This window comes from Shigella sp. FJ200513, from assembly GCF_040495915.1.
Lineage (GTDB): Bacteria > Pseudomonadota > Gammaproteobacteria > Enterobacterales > Enterobacteriaceae > ECMA0423.
The window spans coordinates 38,014-60,145 of record NZ_JBDYCV010000005.1 but is presented as its reverse complement, the minus strand read 5'-3'; the positions used below and the strand labels follow the sequence as shown (position 1 = coordinate 60,145).

The 22,132-nt window shown below is 51.4% G+C and carries 21 protein-coding genes and 1 pseudogene; 6 read left to right on the top strand and 16 right to left on the bottom strand.

All coding sequences use genetic code 11. The annotated features are described in order from the left end of the window. The first annotated feature begins 267 nt into the window (after nucleotides 1-267). The 4 genes and pseudogenes from ABZJ92_RS02405 (at nucleotide 268) to spt (ending at nucleotide 4,319) form a co-directional block, all read left to right on the top strand. Nucleotides 268-1,956: a fatty acyl-AMP ligase gene (locus ABZJ92_RS02405; protein ID WP_005051889.1), complete on the top strand. Its 1,689-nt coding sequence runs from the start codon at nucleotides 268-270 to the stop codon at nucleotides 1,954-1,956. Beyond that, entirely contained in the window at nucleotides 1,953-2,867 is a 915-nt protein-coding gene (locus ABZJ92_RS02400; RefSeq protein WP_001077169.1) for an NAD-dependent epimerase/dehydratase family protein, read from the top strand. The genes ABZJ92_RS02405 and ABZJ92_RS02400 overlap by 4 nt, the downstream gene beginning before the upstream one ends. A 32-nt stretch (nucleotides 2,868-2,899) precedes the next feature. Then, the gene (locus ABZJ92_RS02395) at nucleotides 2,900-3,148 is read left to right on the top strand and encodes an acyl carrier protein (RefSeq protein ID WP_000248097.1); all 249 of its coding nucleotides are present in this window, start codon (nucleotides 2,900-2,902) and stop codon (nucleotides 3,146-3,148) included. Next, nucleotides 3,148-4,319 (top strand): annotated as a pseudogene (spt, locus tag ABZJ92_RS02390) (serine palmitoyltransferase). The gene ABZJ92_RS02395 and the pseudogene spt overlap by 1 nt, the downstream one beginning before the upstream one ends. Before the next feature lie 35 nt (nucleotides 4,320-4,354). Here spt and lptG read toward each other — a convergent pair. The 7 genes from lptG to ABZJ92_RS02355 are packed head-to-tail and all read right to left on the bottom strand — an operon-like array spanning nucleotide 4,355 to nucleotide 10,826. Then, complete coding sequence (gene lptG / locus ABZJ92_RS02385) at nucleotides 4,355-5,434, bottom strand: LPS export ABC transporter permease LptG (protein ID WP_001100481.1); 1,080 nt, start codon at nucleotides 5,432-5,434, stop codon at nucleotides 4,355-4,357. Beyond that, nucleotides 5,431-6,501, bottom strand: coding sequence for an LPS export ABC transporter permease LptF (gene lptF, locus ABZJ92_RS02380; protein WP_000779635.1), 1,071 nt, complete (start codon nucleotides 6,499-6,501; stop codon nucleotides 5,431-5,433). The genes lptG and lptF overlap by 4 nt, the downstream gene beginning before the upstream one ends. Before the next feature lie 30 nt (nucleotides 6,502-6,531). Then, nucleotides 6,532-7,092 (bottom strand): YtfJ family protein, encoded by a 561-nt coding sequence (locus ABZJ92_RS02375; RefSeq protein WP_001298770.1) that lies wholly within the window; start codon nucleotides 7,090-7,092, stop codon nucleotides 6,532-6,534. Nucleotides 7,093-7,103: 11 nt separating this feature from the next. Next, nucleotides 7,104-7,928: a hypothetical protein gene (locus tag ABZJ92_RS02370; RefSeq protein WP_000984979.1), complete on the bottom strand. Its 825-nt coding sequence runs from the start codon at nucleotides 7,926-7,928 to the stop codon at nucleotides 7,104-7,106. After that, nucleotides 7,928-9,277, bottom strand: coding sequence for a lipopolysaccharide biosynthesis protein (locus ABZJ92_RS02365; protein WP_000896846.1), 1,350 nt, complete (start codon nucleotides 9,275-9,277; stop codon nucleotides 7,928-7,930). Before ABZJ92_RS02365 ends, ABZJ92_RS02370 begins: the two co-directional genes overlap by 1 nt. 45 nt (nucleotides 9,278-9,322) lie before the next feature. Further along, entirely contained in the window at nucleotides 9,323-10,081 is a 759-nt protein-coding gene (locus ABZJ92_RS02360) for a nucleoside/nucleotide kinase family protein (RefSeq protein ID WP_000339534.1), read from the bottom strand. 31 nt (nucleotides 10,082-10,112) lie between these two features. Next, nucleotides 10,113-10,826 (bottom strand): dTMP kinase, encoded by a 714-nt coding sequence (locus tag ABZJ92_RS02355; RefSeq protein WP_001076235.1) that lies wholly within the window; start codon nucleotides 10,824-10,826, stop codon nucleotides 10,113-10,115. 173 nt (nucleotides 10,827-10,999) lie between these two features. Between ABZJ92_RS02355 and ABZJ92_RS02350 the strand changes: the two genes are divergently transcribed. Further along, on the top strand, nucleotides 11,000-11,692 hold the full coding sequence (locus tag ABZJ92_RS02350; protein WP_001190753.1) for a dTMP kinase: 693 nt from the start codon (nucleotides 11,000-11,002) through the stop codon (nucleotides 11,690-11,692). A gap of 48 nt (nucleotides 11,693-11,740) precedes the next feature. Here ABZJ92_RS02350 and pitB read toward each other — a convergent pair whose 3' ends face one another. Continuing rightward, a complete protein-coding gene (gene pitB, locus ABZJ92_RS02345; RefSeq protein WP_000933263.1) occupies nucleotides 11,741-13,240 on the bottom strand; it encodes an inorganic phosphate transporter PitB in 1,500 nt (499 codons plus the stop codon). A gap of 291 nt (nucleotides 13,241-13,531) precedes the next feature. Beyond that, nucleotides 13,532-15,391: a bifunctional glutathionylspermidine amidase/synthase gene (gene gss, locus ABZJ92_RS02340; protein WP_001297309.1), complete on the bottom strand. Its 1,860-nt coding sequence runs from the start codon at nucleotides 15,389-15,391 to the stop codon at nucleotides 13,532-13,534. Nucleotides 15,392-15,595: 204 nt separating this feature from the next. On the opposite strand from gss, the gene yghU reads away from it, so the two are divergent. Next, nucleotides 15,596-16,462 (top strand): glutathione-dependent disulfide-bond oxidoreductase, encoded by an 867-nt coding sequence (gene yghU, locus ABZJ92_RS02335; protein WP_005051894.1) that lies wholly within the window; start codon nucleotides 15,596-15,598, stop codon nucleotides 16,460-16,462. Between the two features lie 122 nt (nucleotides 16,463-16,584). Here the strand turns inward: yghU and hybG are convergent, their stop codons facing one another. The 7 genes from hybG to hybA form a co-directional block, all read right to left on the bottom strand. Further along, complete coding sequence (gene hybG / locus ABZJ92_RS02325) at nucleotides 16,585-16,833, bottom strand: hydrogenase maturation factor HybG (RefSeq protein ID WP_000334896.1); 249 nt, start codon at nucleotides 16,831-16,833, stop codon at nucleotides 16,585-16,587. A gap of 133 nt (nucleotides 16,834-16,966) precedes the next feature. Then, nucleotides 16,967-17,308 carry a hydrogenase maturation nickel metallochaperone HypA gene (gene hypA, locus ABZJ92_RS02320; RefSeq protein WP_000544953.1) on the bottom strand — a complete coding sequence of 114 codons (342 nt, stop codon included), beginning with the start codon at nucleotides 17,306-17,308 and terminating at the stop codon, nucleotides 16,967-16,969. Then, the gene (gene hybE / locus ABZJ92_RS02315) at nucleotides 17,301-17,789 is read right to left on the bottom strand and encodes a hydrogenase-2 assembly chaperone (RefSeq protein ID WP_000134012.1); all 489 of its coding nucleotides are present in this window, start codon (nucleotides 17,787-17,789) and stop codon (nucleotides 17,301-17,303) included. The genes hypA and hybE overlap by 8 nt, the downstream gene beginning before the upstream one ends. Further along, entirely contained in the window at nucleotides 17,782-18,276 is a 495-nt protein-coding gene (locus ABZJ92_RS02310) for a HyaD/HybD family hydrogenase maturation endopeptidase (RefSeq protein WP_001221946.1), read from the bottom strand. Before ABZJ92_RS02310 ends, hybE begins: the two co-directional genes overlap by 8 nt. After that, nucleotides 18,276-19,979, bottom strand: coding sequence for a hydrogenase 2 large subunit (hybC, locus tag ABZJ92_RS02305; RefSeq protein WP_000083065.1), 1,704 nt, complete (start codon nucleotides 19,977-19,979; stop codon nucleotides 18,276-18,278). Before hybC ends, ABZJ92_RS02310 begins: the two co-directional genes overlap by 1 nt. Beyond that, nucleotides 19,976-21,154 carry a Ni/Fe-hydrogenase cytochrome b subunit gene (gene hybB / locus ABZJ92_RS02300; protein ID WP_000017699.1) on the bottom strand — a complete coding sequence of 393 codons (1,179 nt, stop codon included), beginning with the start codon at nucleotides 21,152-21,154 and terminating at the stop codon, nucleotides 19,976-19,978. Before hybB ends, hybC begins: the two co-directional genes overlap by 4 nt. Then, the gene (gene hybA, locus ABZJ92_RS02295) at nucleotides 21,144-22,130 is read right to left on the bottom strand and encodes a hydrogenase 2 operon protein HybA (RefSeq protein WP_001081870.1); all 987 of its coding nucleotides are present in this window, start codon (nucleotides 22,128-22,130) and stop codon (nucleotides 21,144-21,146) included. The genes hybB and hybA overlap by 11 nt, the downstream gene beginning before the upstream one ends. Between the last annotated feature and the right edge of the window lie 2 nt (nucleotides 22,131-22,132).

Sequence of the window (22,132 nt, the reverse complement as noted above, 5' to 3'; positions counted from 1 at the left end):
CACAGAAACGCCTCAATGCCTTTTGTCAATTTAAGGCGACCGGACAAGGCTTCTTCTTAATATATTCATAAATTAAATATCATTCATAATAAAAACAAAAAACTTAAACTCATTATTTAAATCAATGTTCATTTTCACACCGATGAAAATACTATCTCATTTATCTTTTATGCCTATATAATCCACCGCATTATTGTCATTTTATTTTTGATATCCAATTTTTTCGTGGTGTATATGTCTAATAAAATCTTTACGCATTCCCTACCTATGCGCTATGCCGATTTTCCAACGCTGGTTGATGCTTTGGACTACGCCGCTCTGAGTAGAGCCGGAATGAATTTTTATGACAGACGTTGCCAACTTGAAGATCAACTGGAATATCAGACATTAAAAACGCGTGCCGAAGCTGGTGCGAAGCGGTTGTTATCGCTGAACCTGAAAAAAGGCGAACGCGTGGCGCTGATTGCCGAAACGAGTAGCGGGTTTGTAGAGGCTTTTTTTGCCTGTCAGTATGCTGGCTTAGTCGCCGTCCCGTTGGCGATTCCAATGGGCGTCGGTCAGCGGGATTCCTGGAGCGCCAAACTCCAGGGTTTACTGGCAAGTTGCCAGCCCGCAGCCATTATCACTGGTGATGAGTGGTTGCCACTGGTCAATGCCGCGACGCATAACAACCCCGAATTACATGTTTTAAGCCACGCTTGGTTTAAGGCATTACCGGAAGCCGATGTTGCGCTCCAGCGTCCAGTTCCGAACGATATCGCCTACCTCCAGTACACCTCCGGCAGCACCCGTTTTCCCCGTGGCGTCATTATCACCCATCGCGAAGTGATGGCTAATCTACGTGCTATAAGCCACGATGGCATTAAATTACGCCCTAGCGACCGCTGCGTCTCCTGGCAGCCTTTCTACCATGATATGGGACTGGTCGGCTTTCTCCTGCCCCCCGTCGCCACGCAACTTTCAGTAGATTATTTGCGCACTCAGGATTTTGCCATGCGTCCTTTGCAATGGCTTAAATTGATCAGTAAAAATCGCGGCACCGTTTCCGTTGCGCCGCCGTTTGGCTATGAATTGTGCCAACGCCGCGTGAATGAAAAAGATCTCGCTGAACTGGATCTTTCCTGCTGGCGCGTCGCTGGTATTGGTGCTGAGCCGATCTCCGCAGAACAACTCCATCAATTCGCTGAATGTTTCCGTCAGGTTAACTTTGACAATAAAACTTTCATGCCGTGCTACGGACTGGCAGAAAATGCGCTGGCTGTCAGCTTCTCTGATGAAGCCTCCGGGGTTGTGGTTAACGAAGTGGATCGCGACATCCTCGAATATCAGGGTAAAGCCGTCGCGCCGGGTGCAGAGACACGCGCCGTATCGACTTTCGTCAACTGCGGCAAAGCGTTGCCGGAACATGGTATTGAAATCCGCAATGAAGCAGGTATGCCGGTCGCGGAACGTGTGGTAGGCCATATTTGCATCTCCGGTCCCAGTCTGATGAGCGGTTACTTTGGCGACCAGGTTTCGCAAGACGAGATTGCCGCGACGGGCTGGTTAGACACCGGCGACCTCGGTTATCTGCTGGACGGTTATCTGTATGTCACCGGACGCATTAAAGATCTGATTATTATTCGTGGCCGTAATATCTGGCCGCAGGATATTGAATATATAGCGGAACAGGAACCGGAAATTCATTCTGGCGATGCGATTGCTTTTGTTACCGCCCAGGAAAAAATCATTTTGCAGATCCAGTGTCGGATCAGCGACGAAGAACGTCGCGGGCAGCTTATCCACGCGCTGGCGGCACGGATCCAAAGCGAATTTGGCGTGACCGCGGCTATCGATCTGTTGCCGCCCCACAGTATTCCCCGAACGTCCTCCGGCAAGCCTGCCCGTGCGGAAGCGAAAAAACGTTATCAGAAGGCTTATGCTGCCAGTCTTAATGTGCAGGAATCCCTGGCATAAATCAAACTGTCGCGGTGACGGGCGCTACCGGGTTTATCGGTAAATATATTATCGATAACCTGCTCGCCCGCGGCTTTCACGTTCGCGCATTGACGCGTACTGCCCGCGCTCACGTCAATGATAATCTCACCTGGGTGCGCGGTTCGCTGGAAGATACTCATTCACTTAGCGAGCTGGTTGCCGGAGCCAGCGTAGTGGTCCATTGCGCCGGGCAAGTGCGCGGGCACAAAGAAGAGATTTTCACCCGCTGTAACGTTGACGGCAGCCTGCGCCTGATGCAAGCAGCAAAAGAGAGCGGCTTTTGCCAACGTTTTCTGTTTATCTCTTCGCTGGCGGCGCGCCATCCCGAGCTCTCCTGGTATGCAAAATCCAAATACGTCGCCGAGCAACGACTGGCAGCAATGGCGGACGAAATTACGCTGGGCGTTTTTCGCCCGACAGCCGTGTATGGTCCCGGCGATAAAGAGTTAAAACCGCTGTTTGACTGGATGCTACGCGGCCTGCTGCCACGACTTGGTGCGCCAGATACACAACTCTCTTTTCTTCACGTCACCGATTTTGCGCAAGCAGTGGGTCAGTGGTTAAGCGCCGAAACTGTACAGACGCAAACCTATGAATTATGCGATGGCGTCGCCGGTGGCTATGACTGGCAACGCGTACGACAGCTTGCCGCCAAAGCCCGTTGTGGTTCCGTGCGAATGGTTGACATTCCTCTGCCGGTACTCACAGGCCTTGCGGATATCAGTACCGCGTTGAGTCGCCTGGCAGGTAAAGAACCTATGCTGACCCGCTCGAAAATTCGTGAATTAACCCACGCCGACTGGTCGGCAAGTAATAACCGTATTTCTGAAGATATCAATTGGTTTCCCGGGATTAGCCTGGAACACGCATTACGCAACGGGCTATTTTGATTGTCTTGTTTTAAAGGTGTGTTAACGTTTCTATGGTAAATCGTGAAATAGTAATGGATTACATCCTTTCCTGTTTACAGGATTTGGTCGAAAACGGTGTGGAAATTAAGCCCGACAGCGATCTCGTCAACGATCTTGGCCTGGAGTCGATCAAAGTGATGGATCTCTTAATGATGCTGGAAGACAGATTCGATATTTCCATTCCTATTAATATTCTGCTGGATGTCAAAACCCCTGCGCAATTAATGGAAACTCTACTTCCATGGCTGGAGAATAAATAATGGGGCTATACGATAAATATGCGCGCCTTGCTGGCGAGCGTCTGCAATTTAGTGACAACGGGTTAACACCGTTTGGCACCTGTATTGATGAAGTGTATTCCGCCACCGAAGGCCGGATCGGCAATAAAAAAGTGATTCTGGCCGGGACCAATAATTATCTCGGTTTAACCTTTAATCATGATGCCATCAGCGAAGGTCAGGCCGCGTTAGCGGCCCAAGGCACCGGCACCACCGGTTCTCGTATGGCAAACGGCAGTTATGCGCCGCACCTGGCGTTAGAGAAAGAGATTGCCGAGTTTTTCAATCGCCCTACCGCTATCGTTTTTCAACCGGTTATACCGCTAATTTAGGCGTCATCAGCGCACTTGCCGACCATAACGCCGTGGTGTTACTGGATGCCGACAGCCACGCCAGTATTTATGACGTCTGTTCTCTCGGTGGCGCGGAAATTATTCGTTTCCGCCATAACGATGCTAAAGATCTGGAACGGCGCATGGTTCGCCTCGGTGAACGGGCGAAAGAGGCGATTATCATCGTTGAGGGCATCTACAGCATGCTCGGTGACGTTGCGCCGCTGGCGGAAATTGTTGATATCAAACGTCGTCTCGGTGGTTATTTGATTGTCGATGAAGCGCATTCGTTTGGCGTGTTAGGCGCAACGGGGCGCGGACTGGCTGAAGCTGTCGGCGTTGAAGATGATGTGGATATTATCGTTGGTACTTTCAGTAAAAGTCTGGCCTCGATTGGCGGTTTTGCTGTCGTTTCGGAAGCGATGGAAGTGCTGCGCTACGGCAGCCGCCCGTATATTTTTACCGCCTCTCCTTCTCCGTCCTGCATTGCGACCGTGCGCTCGTCGTTAAGAACTATTGCCACACAACCAGAGCTGCGGCAAAAGCTGATGGATAACGCCAACCATCTGTATGACGGTCTGCAAAAACTGGGTTATGAGTTAAGTTCACATATTAGCCCGGTAGTGCCAGTAATAATCGGTTCGAAAGAGGAAGGTTTACGCATCTGGCGCGAGCTTATCTCGCCGGGCGTGTATGTGAATCTTATCCTGCCGCCTGCCGCGCCTGCAGGCATCACGCTGCTGCGCTGTAGCGTAAATGCTGCCCACAGTCGTGAGCAAATCGATGCCATCATTCAGGCATTTGCTACTCTGAAGCAGTAATGTGAGCCCGCCGTGGTGTTTGCGCCACGGCGGGTTTAATGTTGTCTGTCATACCAATACACCAGGCTCAACGCCACCAACACAAACGCTACCGGTAAACCGAGCGCGGTAACAGGTGCGCTTAACGCAAATAGCAATCCCAGATTAACCATGATTTGATAGCTGATCCAGGTGAGTAAGCCCACGATGACGCCTACAGCGAGACGGCTACCCATCCCAGGCGAACGCGGGGCACTAAAGGTAAACGGCACAGCCAGCAAAATCATCGCCAGGGTCAGGATGGGTTGCCCCAGTTTTTCCCACAGTGCAAGGTGGTATTCGCTGCTGGGTTGCCCGGTTTCCTGCAAATAATGGATGTAATGATTAAGCTGACGGACAGAAAAAGTATTCCCCGGCATTGATAACTCTTCAAGATTCATACTGGTGAAGGCCGATTGCCAGGCAAGATTATCTAATGTTTCCAGCGTTTCTTTGCCATTCAGCCATTTTTTATGATTCACACCATGCAGGACCCACGTTTTGTCGTCTTCAATGGTGGCACTGCGTGCATAAATGTAGGATTCAAGCGAGAGATCGTCGCGATAATGAAATATCTCCACGCCCACCGGCTGGCCCTGCTCGTTCAGCGATTTCACCGTCACAAATTCATTACCACGCCTGGCCCACAGCATATTGCCGGTAATGTCATCGTCCTCCCCCAACGCGGTGGCGGTCGATTTGATTTGCAACGCCTGTTGCTGCAATGGCGACGCCACCCACTCATCTATCGCGCCTAACGAAACAGTCCACAATATCCCGGCAACCAGCGCCACCAGTGCAATACGGAAGATAGAAAACCCCGTGCTGCGAATGGCGGTAAGCTCACTGTTTTTCGATAACTGCCCCAGTCCAACAATACCACCCAATAACGCGATAAACGGCGAAAGTTCGACCAGTGTGCGCGGTAAGGTCATTAGCACCACCAGCACCGCCTGAGTCCAGCGATAACCGCCCGGGCTGACACCATCCAGTTCGTTAATCAGGTTGAAGGTGGTAAAAAGCGGCAGCAATAGCCCTGCAGCGGCGGCAAAACCGAGAAAGAGATGACGGATTAAATAGCGACTGAAAACATTCATCGGGAAAATTTCTGCAGCAAAGAGAAGTCACGTGCGACCAGTATCAGCAGGCCCATTAGCATGAGTCCGGGCACTAACCACAAACCAGGAATGAGGGGAATCGCGCCGTTAGCCACCAGTGTACGGCAGACGTCGCCGCCATAAAAAATGGCAATAAACAGCAACGTCAGTGGCAATAACGTTGAAAATCGCCCTTGCCGCGGTTTTACCCGACTTAATGAAATGGCCAGCAGCGCCATCAACAATGCGGTCAGGCCACGGCTTTGTCGCCATTGCAGTTCGGCATGATCGGCAGGAAAGGCGGAGCGCGCCAGCTCCGTGACCGATTTCGCTTTGCGTTTGACGTTCGGGCTTTGATCCAGCGGATTCAGATGTAATTGCAGATTACGGTAGATCTGTTCGTTGTCGTCACGCCCCTGATGATCGAGAAGATAGGCAGTGCCGTTGTGCAACATAACGGTCGGTTTCTCGGGTGATGGGTCAACCACATCAACCGAACCGGCGCGGAAAATACGGGTTCGATTGGCAGTAGAAGTATAAATCAGCGCGTCAGTCAGGCGATTATTATCCTGATCAACCGTCTGCGAAAGGATCATTCGTCCGTTATCGTTAGTGTTAAATTTCTTTGCCCGCAACTGGCGAACATCCAGCTCCGACTGCGACTGCTGCTCCAGTTGATAAATCTGCGCATAAGCCCACGGACGACCATACATCGACAGAAGGGTGACAAAAATACTTAGCGGTATCGCCAGATAAAGAACGGCTTTGTACAAGCGTCCCGGACTGCCCCCCGCCGCAGAGATAGCGGTAATTTCCGAGTCGGTATACATCTGCCCTAGCGTCACGCCAACTGACACATACAGACCAACAGGTAACAACATCTCCAGTGCAATCAGTACTTTGTAGAAAACGATATCCAGCACAACATCAAGAGCTAATGTCCCATTTGCCGCTTCGGTCAGATAACGCTGTGCGGAGTAGCTGGCGAAAATAAAGATCAGAAAACCGACGATAATCAGCACCAGACGGCGCGTACCACGCATGATGTAGTGTTCAACCAGCTTCATCTCACTAACGCCCTCAATCCTTTGAGTTTTTTATTCATTGATCAGTTTCTGCGCCAACGCAATGACATGATCTACCTCTTCCGGCGTCAGGCTGCCGTCCTTTGCCCACTGAATTTGCCCGGCTTTATTCAGCACCAGAATGGTTGAACTCTGCTCCGGCAAGCGCCAGGCAACGCGTCCCTGTCCATTGCCGTCAATAACGAATTGCGCCCACGGATAGCGGCGTTTATTTTTTTCGATTTTGCCAACAACAAAATAGCCAGTACCAAAGATGGCATCATCGGTGTTCACAATGGTGGTGGGCTGAAAACGATCCTGCGGAAAGTTTGCCGCTTCAACCGCTTTAATTAACAGTGAGTTCTTTTTCTTCGCCGACTTACGCCCGGCGATATACTGAATAATGCGGACTTTTCCCGCTAATTGTGTGCTGTTCCACTTTTGGTAGTGAATTTCGTCGTCGCTATTCAGAAGCAGCTCGCCGCCTTCCTGGATATAAACAGGGGTAACCGTTTTGCCAGTGACGAAATTGTGTGCCTGCACACCCGGGGCTAAGAGCATGATAATCAACGCAATAATCAAACGAGATGACATCATTGCTCCGGCTATAGCGGAAAACGCGAAATCAGCAGCTCTAAGCGCTGACAAATATCGCTATCCAGCGCCAACGGTGCATAATACGACTGGCGGTTTTCCATATCATCCGCCACCATGTCGTCGTGTTTATCTCCCATCAGGCCATTAATGGCGGCGAGGAAACGGGAAATCTGTAACGCCTCTTTATTTTCAGGATCAAGCGATCTTAAGGTGTCGTAATAAGAAACCTGCTGGCTGATGATTTTTCGCACATCATGAAATTCCCTGCCGGTTAGTCGCGGTTTGGCAATAATCTCTTTCAGGGTATGCATTTGCTTTTGCCGATAGGCAATAAAACTGCTTACGCTTTCTAACTGGCTATGGCGTAATGAATAGTTCACCAACGACCAGACCGGAGAGCTTAAATAAATCCGTAACAGGTTGCCGTAATACGACACAATATTTTTCTTACCGTTACGAAAGCCGTCCTGAAAACGCCCCAGAAAAACGGTCGTTTTGCCGAATAAAAATCCGGCCTGATGCTTCTTTAAATACAGCCGTTGCGCAAAACGCAGGTGCTTGTAGCGCGCTCGCATGTATTTAAATTGTTTGCGCTCATCAGCAGTCAGCTCATCGCCTTTGGCTTGTTTGCGAACTAAACGCAGTAATTCCTGACGATCAACGCCATTGAGCCAGAATTGCAGGCATAACGCGTAATTATCATGAATGATTTCGGTGGTACAACTTAGTGCAATAGTCGGCGGCAAACTAACCTGTGCATCAACGACATCATCTTCTTCAATCGCAACAAATAGACGCTCGCTCGCCTCAAGCGGGAAATATTTTCTCATCATCAGGATTTCTCTCCGGCTGCGTTATAAAGCAAGGAATGGCGCTGAAAAAATGCCTTTAAGGTTGGAATTAACGAGAGCGCCACGTCCAGACATTGCCCACCGAAGTAAGCAAACGCTGCTCCCAGCACACCAAACAGATGACAGAACATGAACAGCAATACGATGTAGCCGATTGAGGCGATGGTTTGCGCCACGAGAAAAGCGCGCTGTTTTCCCGCCATCAATAGCAATGACTCCTGCGGGAAGCCCAGCATCGAAATCACAATTGCGCCCAGCATCACCTGAATCAGGTCATACGCTTCGAGATACTTAACGCCAAACACCAGCGAAATGAGCGGCTTGCCGACGATCAACACCGCGAGCGCCACCAGAATACCGATTCCGCCCGCCAGTAAACCGGACTTCACACCTAACAACCACGGTCTGGTGGTGCGCGGATCTAAACGCATCACCTCTGGGTAAAAACTTTTACCCAGCAAACCCGCTGGCGTTCCGGCGGCGTCGAAGAATGTCATGGCGATTTTAAATAACCCGGCGGCAGCGGGTCCTAACACGATCCCCACCAACACTGTGCTGCACGAGTTACGCGCCGACCAGATGGAGTGGGCAATGTTGGTTGACCAGACAAAACTCCACGCGCCTTTAATGTGTCGGGCAGACTCAAACAGATTCAATTTGAAGGCGTTATGGATATTTCTACGGCGTAATTCGCGCGCGGCAAACCACCAGTACATGGTGCCGCCAACCAGATTCGACACGTACCAGGCAATAACAAAACCCACAAAACCAAAGTCAAAATACCAGGCTGCGACGCTCCCCGCTGCGCGCAGAAAAGGTTTCGTCGCCTGCTGTACAGCAATCAAATCAAAGCGATCTACCGCACGCAGAATGCCGGTCGGCGTGGAGGAAGCCATTGAAGGAATGAGCGTGCAATACAGCGCCGCCAGCCAAAAGCTTTGGTCATCCAGACCTAATGAATGGGAAAGGAATGGCAGTAAGGCAATGCCGCCGACAATCGCCACCGCGCCGCTGACGATATCCAGCGAGAAGGAAAATGAGACGACATTGCGAAATTGCTGCGGATTATTGTTGGTCAAGGCTGGCGTTCCGTACTGAACCACCAGCTGCCATGTCTGAAACTTAATAAAATCGCTGATCGACTTGGCGTACGATTGCACAATCACCAGTACACCAAACATGGCGGGCGTCATCCCTTTACCGGCACACGAGAGCGCCAACAGCCCCAGCAAGGCGCTCTCGACATTACTGGAGCCTAACCAGGCGCTATTGCGAATAATGGTGCGAAACGCGCCATCTGCAAACCAATGTTTGATGTTAAAACCCGCCAATTCAGCCTGACCTTATCGTTGATAGTAAAAAATATCCCGCCAGCCTTAAGTTAAACTTCGGCGGTCAGAAACGATGGCAACCAGAGAAACCGCCTTCTGTACCTGTTCCAGCACTTCGCTGTAGGGCGCTCTGGAATCAATCTCAAGAATTTTTGTGCCGTTATAGCCAATCGTCGACATGACGCCGATTTTGTCCTGCAGCTCGGCATACTCATGGTCAGGCTTGCGGGAGATGGCAGTATCAATATCAATCCCCAAACGAATGATTAATTCAGGACGGTATTGCGCCATTTTTTGGTATAAACTCCGTTCGCGCTGCGCCAGAAACATGCTGATTTTCCCGGTCGCACGTTCGACGCCGATCCCCGGTCCGTCATAATAAAAGCCCGAAATTTCAGCCTGCGGGAAGCGATCGCTGACCACCAGAACGCCACTTTGCGCCAGTCGCTGAACCTTGCGTAGATTCGCCATTCTTCGCAGCGAGAAGCAGTACATAATCACCGCCGCCCATAGCGCCGGAGATTTGGTTTTCATGCTTTGGGTTTTCGAGGATTTGGCCGCCAATCGCCGTTCCAGCCAGACGCCAACCAACGGCAATCGTTTGATTTTGTCGCCGTCTTCGCCGGAGAGCAGCCCCAGATAGCGGCGCTCGGTTTGCCAGTGTTGTTGCAGCGATTTCACCAGGTCGGTGGTCAGCGTGGATTTACCGGTGCCATCACACCCGACCACCGCAATCAGCCCCGGAATGTAGTTGGGCTGCGGCGCGGTTGTACTATTAACAGTTTGTGTTTGTAGTGCATCCATTCGTTAAATCATCCCCTATCCATTTTGGTGATCAGGAAAGCGCGGCGTGAATTGCGCGTAGTGACGCTTGCATAATTTCATCGGCTGGTTGCCGACCATCCAGTTCAAGGATCTTGGCGCCATTGAATGTCAGTTGCGGCGTAACGGCGATTTTTTCCTGTAACGCTGCCAGTTGGTGGTCAGGTTTACGCGCAAACGCGGTTTGTTCATCAATGCCAAGACGAATCAACAATACGGGTAAATAAGACGCCATCCATTGGTACAGCTTCAACTCGCGCTGCCTTAACATTTTTATCCAACCGTTACCGCCCGTGGTTTTTGCCAATTGCGGGCCATCAAAGCGAAAACCCGGCACTTCAACCTGCGGGTAGCGGTCGGTGATGAGCAGATAGCCTTGCTGGCTTTTACACAACATTTTGCGAAACTTGTACGCCCGCCAGCAGGAAAGCAGATAGATAACCAGCGCAGTAATATTGCCAGGCGGAGTTAAGGGCTTTTCGTGTACATGTGCCGCTTTACTTCGCAGATAACACCCACAAGGTGCGCCAATAACAGGGAGCTGTGAAATCCATTCGCCAATTCGCCCGGACGATTGCCCGAGATAAATGTGTTCTGTTGGCATTCTTGCTGCCAGTTCATTTACCAGGCTTGCCGTGAGGGTCGATTTACCTGAACCATCACATCCTACAATGGCAATAACACGCACTGGCGTGGAATTAATTATTGACATATTACGTTGATTCACGAAAAACCCGGCAGTAAATAATGTATTGAATATTACGTGGTCCGTGCTCAGAATATCCGTTCAACCTTATTGTGACAATGACTAATTGTGACATTGACCTGAATTACGCTTTCATAAAAACATATTAACCAAATAAATATTTTTAATGGATATTTAAATTAAAGGATATATTCATGCAGTCAATAACACCTCCATTAATTGCCGTTATTGGTAGCGATGCTTCAGGCAAGTCAACGGTGTGTGAACATCTTATTACCGTTGTCGAAAAATATGGTGCTGCCGAAAGAGTTCATTTAGGAAAACAGGCCGGAAATGTCGGTCGTGCAGTGACAAAATTACCTTTGATGGGAAAATCCTTACATAAAACAATTGAACGAAATCAGGTGAAAACAGCAAAAAAATTGCCTGGACCAGTTCCGGCGCTGGTAATTACAGCGTTTGTCGCCCGTCGCTTACTGCGCTTTCGTCATATGCTTGCCTGTCGTCGTCGCGGGTTAATTGTTCTAACCGACCGTTATCCTCAGGACCAAATTCCTGGCGCTTACGATGGTACGGTGTTCCCACCTAACGTTGAAGGTGGTCGTTTTGTCTCATGGCTGGCAAGCCAGGAACGTAAAGCGTTTCACTGGATGGCGAGCCATAAGCCTGATCTGGTCATCAAACTCAATGTTGACCTTGAAGTTGCCTGTGCACGTAAACCCGACCATAAACGGGAATCGCTGGCGAGGAAGATTGCCATAACGCCACAGTTAACCTTTGGTGGTGCACAACTGGTTGATATCGATGCCAATCAGCCACTGGAACAGGTGTTGGTTGATGCAGAAAAAGCGATTACGGATTTTATGACCGCGCGTGGTTATCACTAGTCAAAAATGGAAATGCCCGATCGCCAGGACCGGGCATTTTCAGGAAGGTTAAATCAACTGCAATGCTATCCAGTACAGCCCACCAGAAAGAAAAATTGCCGCCGGTAAAGTAAACACCCACGCCATCAGGATGCTGGTTACCGTTTTACGCTGTAACCCACCGCCGTCCACCACCATCGTCCCTGCTACCGCAGACGAGAGGACGTGTGTTGTGGAGACAGGCATCCCAATATAACTGGCAAGGCCGATAGACACTGCCGCCGTCATTTGTGCCGCCATGCCTTGCGCATACGTCATGCCGCGCTTACCAATCTTCTCACCGATGGTCATCGCTACACGACGCCAGCCAATCATGGTGCCAATGCCGAGCGCCAGTGCTACCGCCATGATGATCCACACCGGAGCGTACTCAATGGTGCTTAACATATCGCTGCGCAGTTTTTTCAGCAGGTTCTGGTCTTCTTTACTGACGCCTGGCAGTTTCGCCAGCTTCGCGGAGGTATCGGAGATGCACAGCATAATGCGGCGCAGCTGGCTGCGCTGACTCACGCTTAACGGCTCGTAACTTTCCATATTGCCTGGCAGCATCGTTTTAACGCGCGCAATCGCATCAAAGGTATTTGCCGGATGACAGTGAAACTCTGTTACTTGCGTGCCATCAGTCGATGCTGCAGGCAATGGAGGTTCCATCGCAATCAACTTCTGCGGCAGTTCAGGATGCTGTTGCAGGTAGTGTTCGAAGTTGGTAACGGCATCGCGGGTACGGGTAATTTCATAGCCGGACGCATTCATATTGACGACGAAGCCAGCAGGGGCAATCCCCACCAGTACCAGCATTACCAGGCCGATCCCTTTCTGCCCGTCGTTCGCGCCGTGCGAAAACGCCACGCCCGCAGCGGAAACAATCAGCGCAATACGCGTCCAGAATGGCGGTTTACGTTTGCCCTTTTTCTTTTTGCGATCTTCCGGAATGCGGTGAATACGGTCACGCTTTTTCGTCCCACTCCAGAAACGGCGCAGCAGGAAAATCAGACCACCCGCAATGACCAGGCCGACGATAGGGGAAACAATCAGCGAGGAGAAAATTTTGGTTACTTCACGCAGGTTTAACGCATCCATCACCGATGAGCCGGTTAACAGCGCGTTGGTTAAACCGATGCCGATAATCGCACCAATCAAGGTGTGCGAACTGGAGGCCGGTAAACCAAAGAACCACGTTCCCAGGTTCCAGATAATCGCCGCCAGCAGCATGGAAAAGACCATCGCCAAACCGTGAGTTGACCCCATATTCAGCAACAAATCGATTGGTAACATATGGACAATGGCATAGGCAACGCTAAGTCCGCCCAATAACACGCCAAAAAAGTTAAAAAATGCCGCCATCACCACAGCAAGTTGTGGCTGCATGGCACGAGTATAAATAACGGTTGCCACCGCATTCGCCGTGTCATGAAAACCATTGATTGCTTCGTAGAACAACACAAATGCCAGAGCAAGTAATAACAAAAGCCCCGTATATATATCAAGGCCAACAAATAAATTTAGCATATATTAGATTACGCCATTTTGAATTTACGAACGGACGCATTATCAGTGACTTTAACGGCATGGGCAAAGTGAAATATCATTTTTTAACGATAAAAAGAGTGTTATTTCTTGTGTATCAGACAATAAGCATTCATTCAAAACCTTTAGAAATAATCAAAACACAGGTATTCCACTGGTTAATATATTCACATATGAAATGAATAAATATTGGAATATATAAATATTGAATATTTTGATTAATCCCCGTACTAATTATTCTTCATAATCAGTACGGGGTTGCTACAACATGTATTACTTTTTCACCACAATTAACGGTTCAATATCACTCTCTTTTTTGATGACCAGTGATTCATCACCGCGCAAACACGTCCCACCGTAGTTGCCGCCAACGGTGAAGGTACATACCTGAATGTATTTACCGTCCACTTTCGGCAAACACCACAGTTGCTGATAGATGTTTTTCTGCTCGGCAAATTTACCGCTGGTTTTGTCCAGCACCTCTTCATGATGGCTGACCAGGTCGATATTGCTACCACAGCGACCGGCGATCGGTTTCACTGCGTAACCTGTTTTCACCAATTCATCATTAACAGTGAAATCGGTATCCAGCAGGTAACGATGGTGCGGGAACAGCGACCAGAGGATCGGCAGAATCGCTTTGTTGCCGGGGATCACCGTCCACAGCGGCTCAAAGACCAGCACTTCCGGGCGCAGCAATACGTCGATAAGACGCACTTCGTTTTGCGGATGACCGGTACGGATTGGCACCGCAGCAAACTCACGGTCGCTAACTTCACGAATCTGATCAAACGCGGTTTCCCACGCCCAGGTTTTCCACACGCAGTTAACCAGTCGCCCTTCCCCATCAATCAGTTGCCCGGCAGCATCCCAGCCCAGTTCATCCAGCCCGCGCAAGATACGCGTTTCAAAGCCCGCCTGGTGCAGCGCCTGCTCCATAAACTGCGCGTGATAGTTTTCCTCGATATCTTTGTCCTGCATGATATGGACAAACGGACGTGCACGACTGTGTTTCCAGGCACCAGCCAGTTCGTTAATCAGCCCTTCCGCCGGATTGAAGCCGTTGCCTTTATAGCCCTGCTCCGCCCAACGTTCGAGGATCAAGCCCGCTTCGGTATGACAGGAGGCGGAGTCGGCGTTGTATTCGTAAACCTTCAGGCCACGCTCATCCATGCAGAAATCCATACGACCAGTGATCATATGGTGACGGCGACGCTGCCAGGAGAGACGCAAACGTGGCCAGAGGATTTTCGGAATGTCGAACAGCGCCAGCAGGTTGTCATCTTTCAGCACCTTGTCGGTTGCGTGAAGATACATCAGATGCAGCTCGTTGGTGGCTTTAATTAGCTCCTGCTCGGCACTCTCGGTAATGGTGTAGTAATGATACGGATCCTGATTGATCACCTGACCGTTGGCCTGCACATAGGCGTTTTGTAGCGGATCTTTTTCATCCAGCCATTTACCGTCAAACTGGCCTTTGTTTTCCAGACGCGCTCCACTGATTTTCAGCAGCTCGCCTGCAATTTCCGGCTGCGGTAAGCTGTATTCAGTATCTTCCGTCTGGATCATCCAGCCCAGAATGGTGGTGTCATCAAAAGTGTCTTTAAGGGTATAGCAGCCGTTTTCGACCACCATCTCCAGCTCGCGCGTCCACTGTTGCCCTTGCGGCAACGGGGAATGAATCACGTTCTGTTCCGCAATACGGACTTTGTTGCCATGCAATTGGGTAATGATGGCGACATGGCCAGTGTCTTTAAATTCACCGCCTTTATCCCAGATAAGAAGCGCACCCGCGACCGGCGCACGCGGCGAGCCGTTAGGAAATGCCTGCAATGGCAGGATGTTGTCATTAACCACTTCTCGCAGGAAGCGCAGCGAGAAAATCTCCCACGCCATACCCACGTCAGTAAAGACCACACCGTAATTCAGAAAGAGAAAACGGCGAGCAAATTCAACGCATTGCCACTTGTGGCCCATATATTCGTCGTCGATATAGCTACGGAATACGGCGTCATCTTCGTATTCCTGCGGATCGAGAGAACTGTAATCTGAAGAGTAGATTGCTACCCCACCTGGGGCGTAGCCCAATAATGTCCCGAACGGGGCATCCTGGCTGGTCGTTCCTTTGCTCATCACTTTACCTTTAACAATACAACCTAAGCAGTTGGCGTAATTGTTGTGCTCTGATTACCTGCTCAGCGACATTAACCGGACAGAGGTCAGACTAATCATACACCTCATCGCAGCGGCTGGCGCAAAGGGTTAAAAAATTCACATTCTGTACAGCAAGTGACCTGCTACACTGCTTCAACACTACCACTCAGAAGGCAACTCACTATGACAGACAATACTTATCAGCCCGCGAAAGTCTGGACGTGGGATAAATCCGCTGGCGGCGCGTTCGCCAATATCAATCGCCCGTTTTCTGGTCCGACGCATGAAAAAACGCTGCCCGTTGGCAAACATCCATTGCAACTTTATTCGCTGGGAACGCCGAACGGTCAGAAAGTAACGATTATGCTTGAGGAGCTACTGGCGCTGGGCGTTACTGGTGCAGAGTACGACGCCTGGCTGATTCGTATTGGCGATGGCGATCAATTCTCCAGCGGCTTTGTCGAAGTGAACCCAAACTCGAAGATCCCGGCGCTGCGCGATCATACGCATAATCCGCCGATCCGCGTGTTTGAATCTGGTTCGATCCTGCTTTATCTGGCGGAGAAATTTGGCTACTTCCTGCCGCAGGATCTGGCAAAACGGACTGAAACGTTGAACTGGCTGTTCTGGTTACAGGGTGCCGCGCCGTTCCTCGGCGGTGGTTTTGGTCACTTTTACCATTACGCGCCGGTGAAAATTGAGTACGCCATCAACCGCTTTACCATGGAAGCCAAGCGCCTGCTCGACGTGCTGGATAAGCAACTGGCGCAGCATAAGTTTGTTGCGGGCGATGAGTACACCATTGCGGATATGGCGATTTGGCCGTGGTTTGGCAACGTGGTGCTCGGCGGCGTGTATGATGCCGCAGAGTTTCTGGATGCGGGAAGTTATAAACATGTGCAACGCTGGGCGAAAGAAGTGGGCGAACGTCCGGCAGTGAAACGTGGGCGTATTGTTAACCGCACCAACGGGCCGCTGAACGAGCAGTTGCATGAGCGCCATGACGCCAGTGATTTTGAGACAAATACAGAAGATAAGCGTCAGGGGTAAGGGTTGGTGTTCGTCGCAGCAAGCCATCCAGGCCGGATAAGGCGTTCACGCCGCATCCGGCAATCGTGCACAATGCCTGATGCGACGCTGCCGCGTCTTATCAGGCCTACAAAAGCTAATCATCACGCGCTGGTAATGTCGTAATCCATTTGGCGCAGTGCGTCTAATGTGGCTTTGGCTTCATCTTCGTCGATGATGCTCATGGCAAATCCGACGTGTACCAGCACCCACTGGCCCAGCAGATCGGCAGGGTTACCTTCGCAAATCAGGGCGATATTCACGTCGCGCTTGATACCACATACTTCAACCTGCGCAAGCTGGTGAATATCTTCACCGACAGCCAGCACCTGGCCTGGAACGCCAATACACATTGTTAACTCCGGTTATTTCGATTGCCGGACAAACGCGAAAAAGAACCTTTAGCGGGTGTTCCCTCTCACCCTAACCCTCTCCCCGGAGGGGCGAGGGGACCGTCCGTGCGCTTTTTAGGCGTTGTCCTCAGTCTTATTCAACTTCAATACTTTTGACGATCAGCGAATCGCCGGTATCGACACGCAACCGCTCGCCGTGACAGAGCGGACACTGCGCATCGTGCTGATGAATCTCCACCACCTGGCTGCAATCCCAGCACCAGGCCTGGGCGGGTTTATAGACGATATGTAAATCGCACCCTTGCGCCACCGTTCCGTGGCAGACAATTTCAAAACTAAAACGGACGGCGCTCTCCTCAACGCAGGAGAGCGCGCCAATTTCCAGCCACACGGCGGTGACGCGCTTAACATCGTGCTGCTCCGCCTGCCGTTGGATAATTTCAACGGCGCTCTGGCAAAGCGACAACTCATGCATTTTCGCCCCTCCTGCGGCCAAACAGCAGGGCGCGACGCCCTGCGTGTGGTACATCCGGATTGGTGACTGGCAACGAAAGGATCATTCGTGCGCAGTCATCCGTCAGGCGTTGGCCTTCTTCAATCGACATGCTGTGCGAAAGCGGCGACATCAGCGAACAGGAGAGGTATTGCGAAACACCGTCCAGTTCGCCAACGGTAAAGGTCATGGTGCCATACGGCAGTTGCAGACCAATTTTTTCACTCACTTTGCGCAGCGGCCAGAGTTGATCCGGGCCGGGGAAGATAACTGCACTCAGCATCCACGGGGTGATCACACACCCCGTCCACTGACCTTCGAACAGCGTAAAATCAGAAACATACACCGGCATTGAAGGATGCAGAAAAGAGAGATCGTGCATCGAACGCCGGGCAATTTCTTCAAACGCTGCCTGTACTTGCGCCTTCGGGGAGGTCTGGAAACCTGCTATCTCTTCAGTCATGAATCGCCTCCCGTGGGATGGCTTCCACGCCTGATTCGCGCAGCGCAGCCAGAACCTGCTCAAGCGCAGGTTCAATCATTGCTTCAACCGTCGGCGTTAAGCCGATGTGTGGCTCCAGCGATTCCGGGATCACGCCGACCAGGGTCAGCTTTTTCGGAAACTCACCGGTGAAGCGCAGGGCCGACAATACGTCGGCCAGGCCAAGCTGATGCGGAGAGATTTTGTTGGTAAACAACGCCGGAACTTCTTCATCCCGCAGGATCATCATCGTTCCCGGAGTGTTCTTTTTCGACACAATGGCATCCGCAATAATCAGATGATCGCGATTTGCCATGTCGCCAAGCAGCTCCATTCCCGCCGTGCCGCCATCGAGGATCTCAACATAATCCGGCAGAATGTATCGTTGCTCTAACGCTTCGACAATCCGCACGCCGATGGCTTCATCGGTCAGCAAAATATTGCCGACCCCTAAGACTAAAATACGCATTACAGAACCTTCACTGAAACCACTTCGTTGCCGTCGGCATCCACTACGTGTACCGCACAGGCCATGCACGGGTCGAAGGAGTGAATGGTACGCACCACTTCCAGCGGTTTATTCGGATCGGCAACCGGTGTACCCACCAGCGACTGCTCGTAAGGACCGACGTCATCATTGAAGTTACGCGGACCAGAGTTCCAGGTTGATGGAACAACCGCCTGGTAGTTGCTGATGATACCGTCTTTAATAACCATCCAGTGAGAGAGCATACCGCGCGGCGCTTCGAGGAAGCCAACACCTTTGAACTCACCCGTTGCCGGAATGTTCGGCTTCACAAAGGTGGTGTGATCGCCTTTGCCGATATTGGTGATCAGTGCACTGTATTGGTTTTGCAGGATATCCTGCAATTCACAGCAGTGAACGGTACGACCAATAATACGGCCCAGCGTGGAGTGCAGCTGTGCCACTTCCAGCGTGTTGCCAGTCAGTTTCTGATAAATCGCAACGATTTCATTCAGTTTGTTCTGGGTAGATTCGCGACCTGCCGCCAGTTTCACCAGCATATTAGCCAGCGGACCCACTTCTACCGTTTTGCCGTAGAAAGTCGGTGATTTCACCCAGGAATATTTCCCGTCGTCAGACCAACCATCATAAGCCGGAATGGTGGTACCTTCCCACGGCGCCTGTGGCGCTTCGTCTTTATACCAGGAGTGCTTCGCGCTTTCCTGAATGCCTTTGATCAGGTATTCATCGGAATGAGAAGTGATCGGACGATACGAGGACAGATCCGCATTCTCAATGTAGCCTCCCGGGAACAGGAAGCTGCCGTTTTTGCTGTCGGTCGGGAATTCCGGCACGCTCAGGTAGTTCACCGCACCTTTACCGCGCGTCAGCCATTCCGGGTAGAACGCGGCGATAACCGCGGTATCAACCTTATAAACCTGCTCAACAAAGTCGCTCAGTTTGTCGATGAAAGACTTGATGTACATCAGGCGCTCAAGGTTCAACACGCCCAACCCGTCGAGGTTGATTGGGTTCGCGACACCACCCACAGCCAGGTTCTGAATGTGCGGCGTTTTACCGCCCAGCAGCGCCACGACGCGGTTAGCGTCACGCTGGCACTCCAGCGCCTGCAGGTAGTGCGCTACCGCAATCAGGTTCACTTCCGGCGGCAGTTTCATCGCCGGGTGACCCCAGTAGCCATTGGCGAAAATACCCAACTGACCGCTGGCAACCAGATCTTTGATCTTGTTCTGAACTTTAGTGAACTCTTCCGGACTGTTCAGATGCCAGGTCGAAACGCCTTTCAGCATTTCGGAGGCTTTGGTTGGGTCAGCTTGCAGTGCAGAAGTGATGTCCACCCAGTCCAGCGCCGAAAGCTGATAGAAATGAACGATATGGTCATGCGTGGTGTGCGCAGCCAGAATGATGTTACGGATGTATTGCGCGTTAACCGGAACGTCGATATTCAGCGCACTTTCTGCCGCACGAACGGAAGACAGCGCGTGAGTGGTAGTACATACGCCACAGATACGTTGCACAATCATCCATGCATCGCGCGGATCGCGGTTTTTCACGATCTCTTCCATGCCGCGCCACATGGTACCGGAAGCCCATGCTTTCGAAACGACGCCATTTTCGATTTCGCAATCGATGCGTAAATGCCCCTCAATACGGGTTACCGGATCAATAGTAATTCTCTGGCTCATGCTTTGCTCGCCTCATGACGATTATGATCGTTTTGTTTTAAAGGAGGAAGTATCGGCAGTAGACGAATGAGTACGATGTAAGCGCAAATCTCAATAGCCACAAAACCAATAGAAATCAACAGTTCTTCCCAGGTCGGGAAGTAGGCGTAACCGCCGCCCGGGTTGAATGCCACCAACGAATAGGTCAGACGCCAGGTTGCACAACCTAACAGTGCGCTCAGTGCTGACAGGAACAGCATACGGGAATCATTACGCAGCTTCGCCACACGCAGAACGACCAGCGGGAAGAGCATCAGCAGGACTTCAATCCAGAACATCACGGAGTAGAAGTCACCGGCAAACGCTAACGACAGCTTGTCGCGATAGATAAGCTCGCCAAAGCGCAGCCCGATGAAAATCGCCAGCAACACACTGATGGTGTTGGTCAGCTTGACGAACAGGCTCTTTTCATCCGGACCGTTGCCACGCAGACCCGCCTGCACCAGTGAACCTTCAAAGATGACAATCGAGAAGCCCATGATGAACGCCGTCAGCAGCGAGAACAGCGGCAACATTTCATAGCTCTGCCAGAGCGGATGCACCTTGTAGCCCGCCGAGATCATCAGCGACCCCATTGAAGACTGGTGCATGGTCGGCAGCAGCGCACCGAGCGCGATGATGAAGAACATCACCTTGTTCAGACGTTGTAGCGACACCTTCCAGCCCAGACGTTCAAACAGTGCCGGAGCAAACTCCAGAGCCATCACGCCGATGTAGATGGTCATACAGACCGCCGTCTCGAACAGTACCGAGTTCACGTTGAAGTGACCCGGAATGTAGAAGTACGGCAGGTTCCAGTAGCGACCCACGTCGATAGTGATCGACAAGCCACCCAGTGAGTAACCAAACAGACTCGCCAACAGCGCCGGACGCACCAGCGGATGGTATTGCCCACGGTTAAAGACGTATACCGCCCACGCCAGCGCCCAGCCGCCACAGGCAAAGCCGGTGCCAATCAGCAGGTCAAACGCGATCCACACGCCCCACGGGAAGCCGCCGTTCAGGTCAGAGACAGAGCCCAGACCGAACACCAGACGCTTCACAATCAGGAGCATACAGATGACGATTAACGGTCCAAAAATCATGACCGGTTTACTGATGATTTTGCCGCCCAGCGGTTGTGGATCATGACTCATGATCGTCTCCTCCGTCGTGATGGTCGTTTTTGGTGTTGCGACGAACCAGCACGGTTAAGCCCGCCAGCACAGCCAGTGGTAGCATCATGCCTTTATACAGGGTGTGTTGAATATTTTCGGAACGCGCACCGGTAGAAAGATCGTCCAGTTTCGGCAGGTCGAGATTTTCATAAGGCACACCCGTCAGTACCAGAACCTGAGTACCGCCGCCCTCTTTCTCGCCGTACAGATGCGGATAATATTTCGGCACCGTATGCAGGTAAGTGTCGCCAGATTTCAGCGTCTGACGCGGATAGTGGTATTCGCTGCCAGGCTTCAGCGCCAGACGTTTTTTCGCCTCCGCCATCAGCTCTTCACGCGTACCGAAAATCACCGCGCCCGCCGGGCACACTTCTACGCAGCCAGGCAGACCGCCTTTATCGAGACGTTCCACACCTTTCTGGTTGCACAGCTCGCACTTATGCAGCGCACCAAACGGGTTGTTGTAGTCGTACTTCGGCACGTTGTACGGACAGGCGACCATGCAGTAACGGCAACCGGTGCACACGTCTTTGTCGTAATGGACAATGCCGGTTTTCGGATCTTTTTTCAGTGCAGAGACCGGGCACACAGAGACACAGTTCGGATCGACGCAGTGCATACACTGTTTCTTAATGTACGCGTAGCCGTTCTCCTCCTGGTCTTTGTTGACCCCTGTGCCGCTGGTCCACACCTGAATGATGTTATTGGTATACGGCGACAGTTTGTCGTTGTTCGACCAGGTCTGTTCCCCTTGCGGGTTACGTTCAGGGAAGTTGATATCCTGACACTTGGTGACGCAAGCCTGGCAGCCTACGCACAAGGTCGAGTCGTACAACATCCCCAGCGATCCCGGAATTGGCGGGCGGTTTTCAGCAGCCGCATGACTGACAGACGGCAGCGCGCCCGTCAGCAATGCCCCGCAGGAGGCTGCTTTAATAAAATTACGTCTGTTCACGG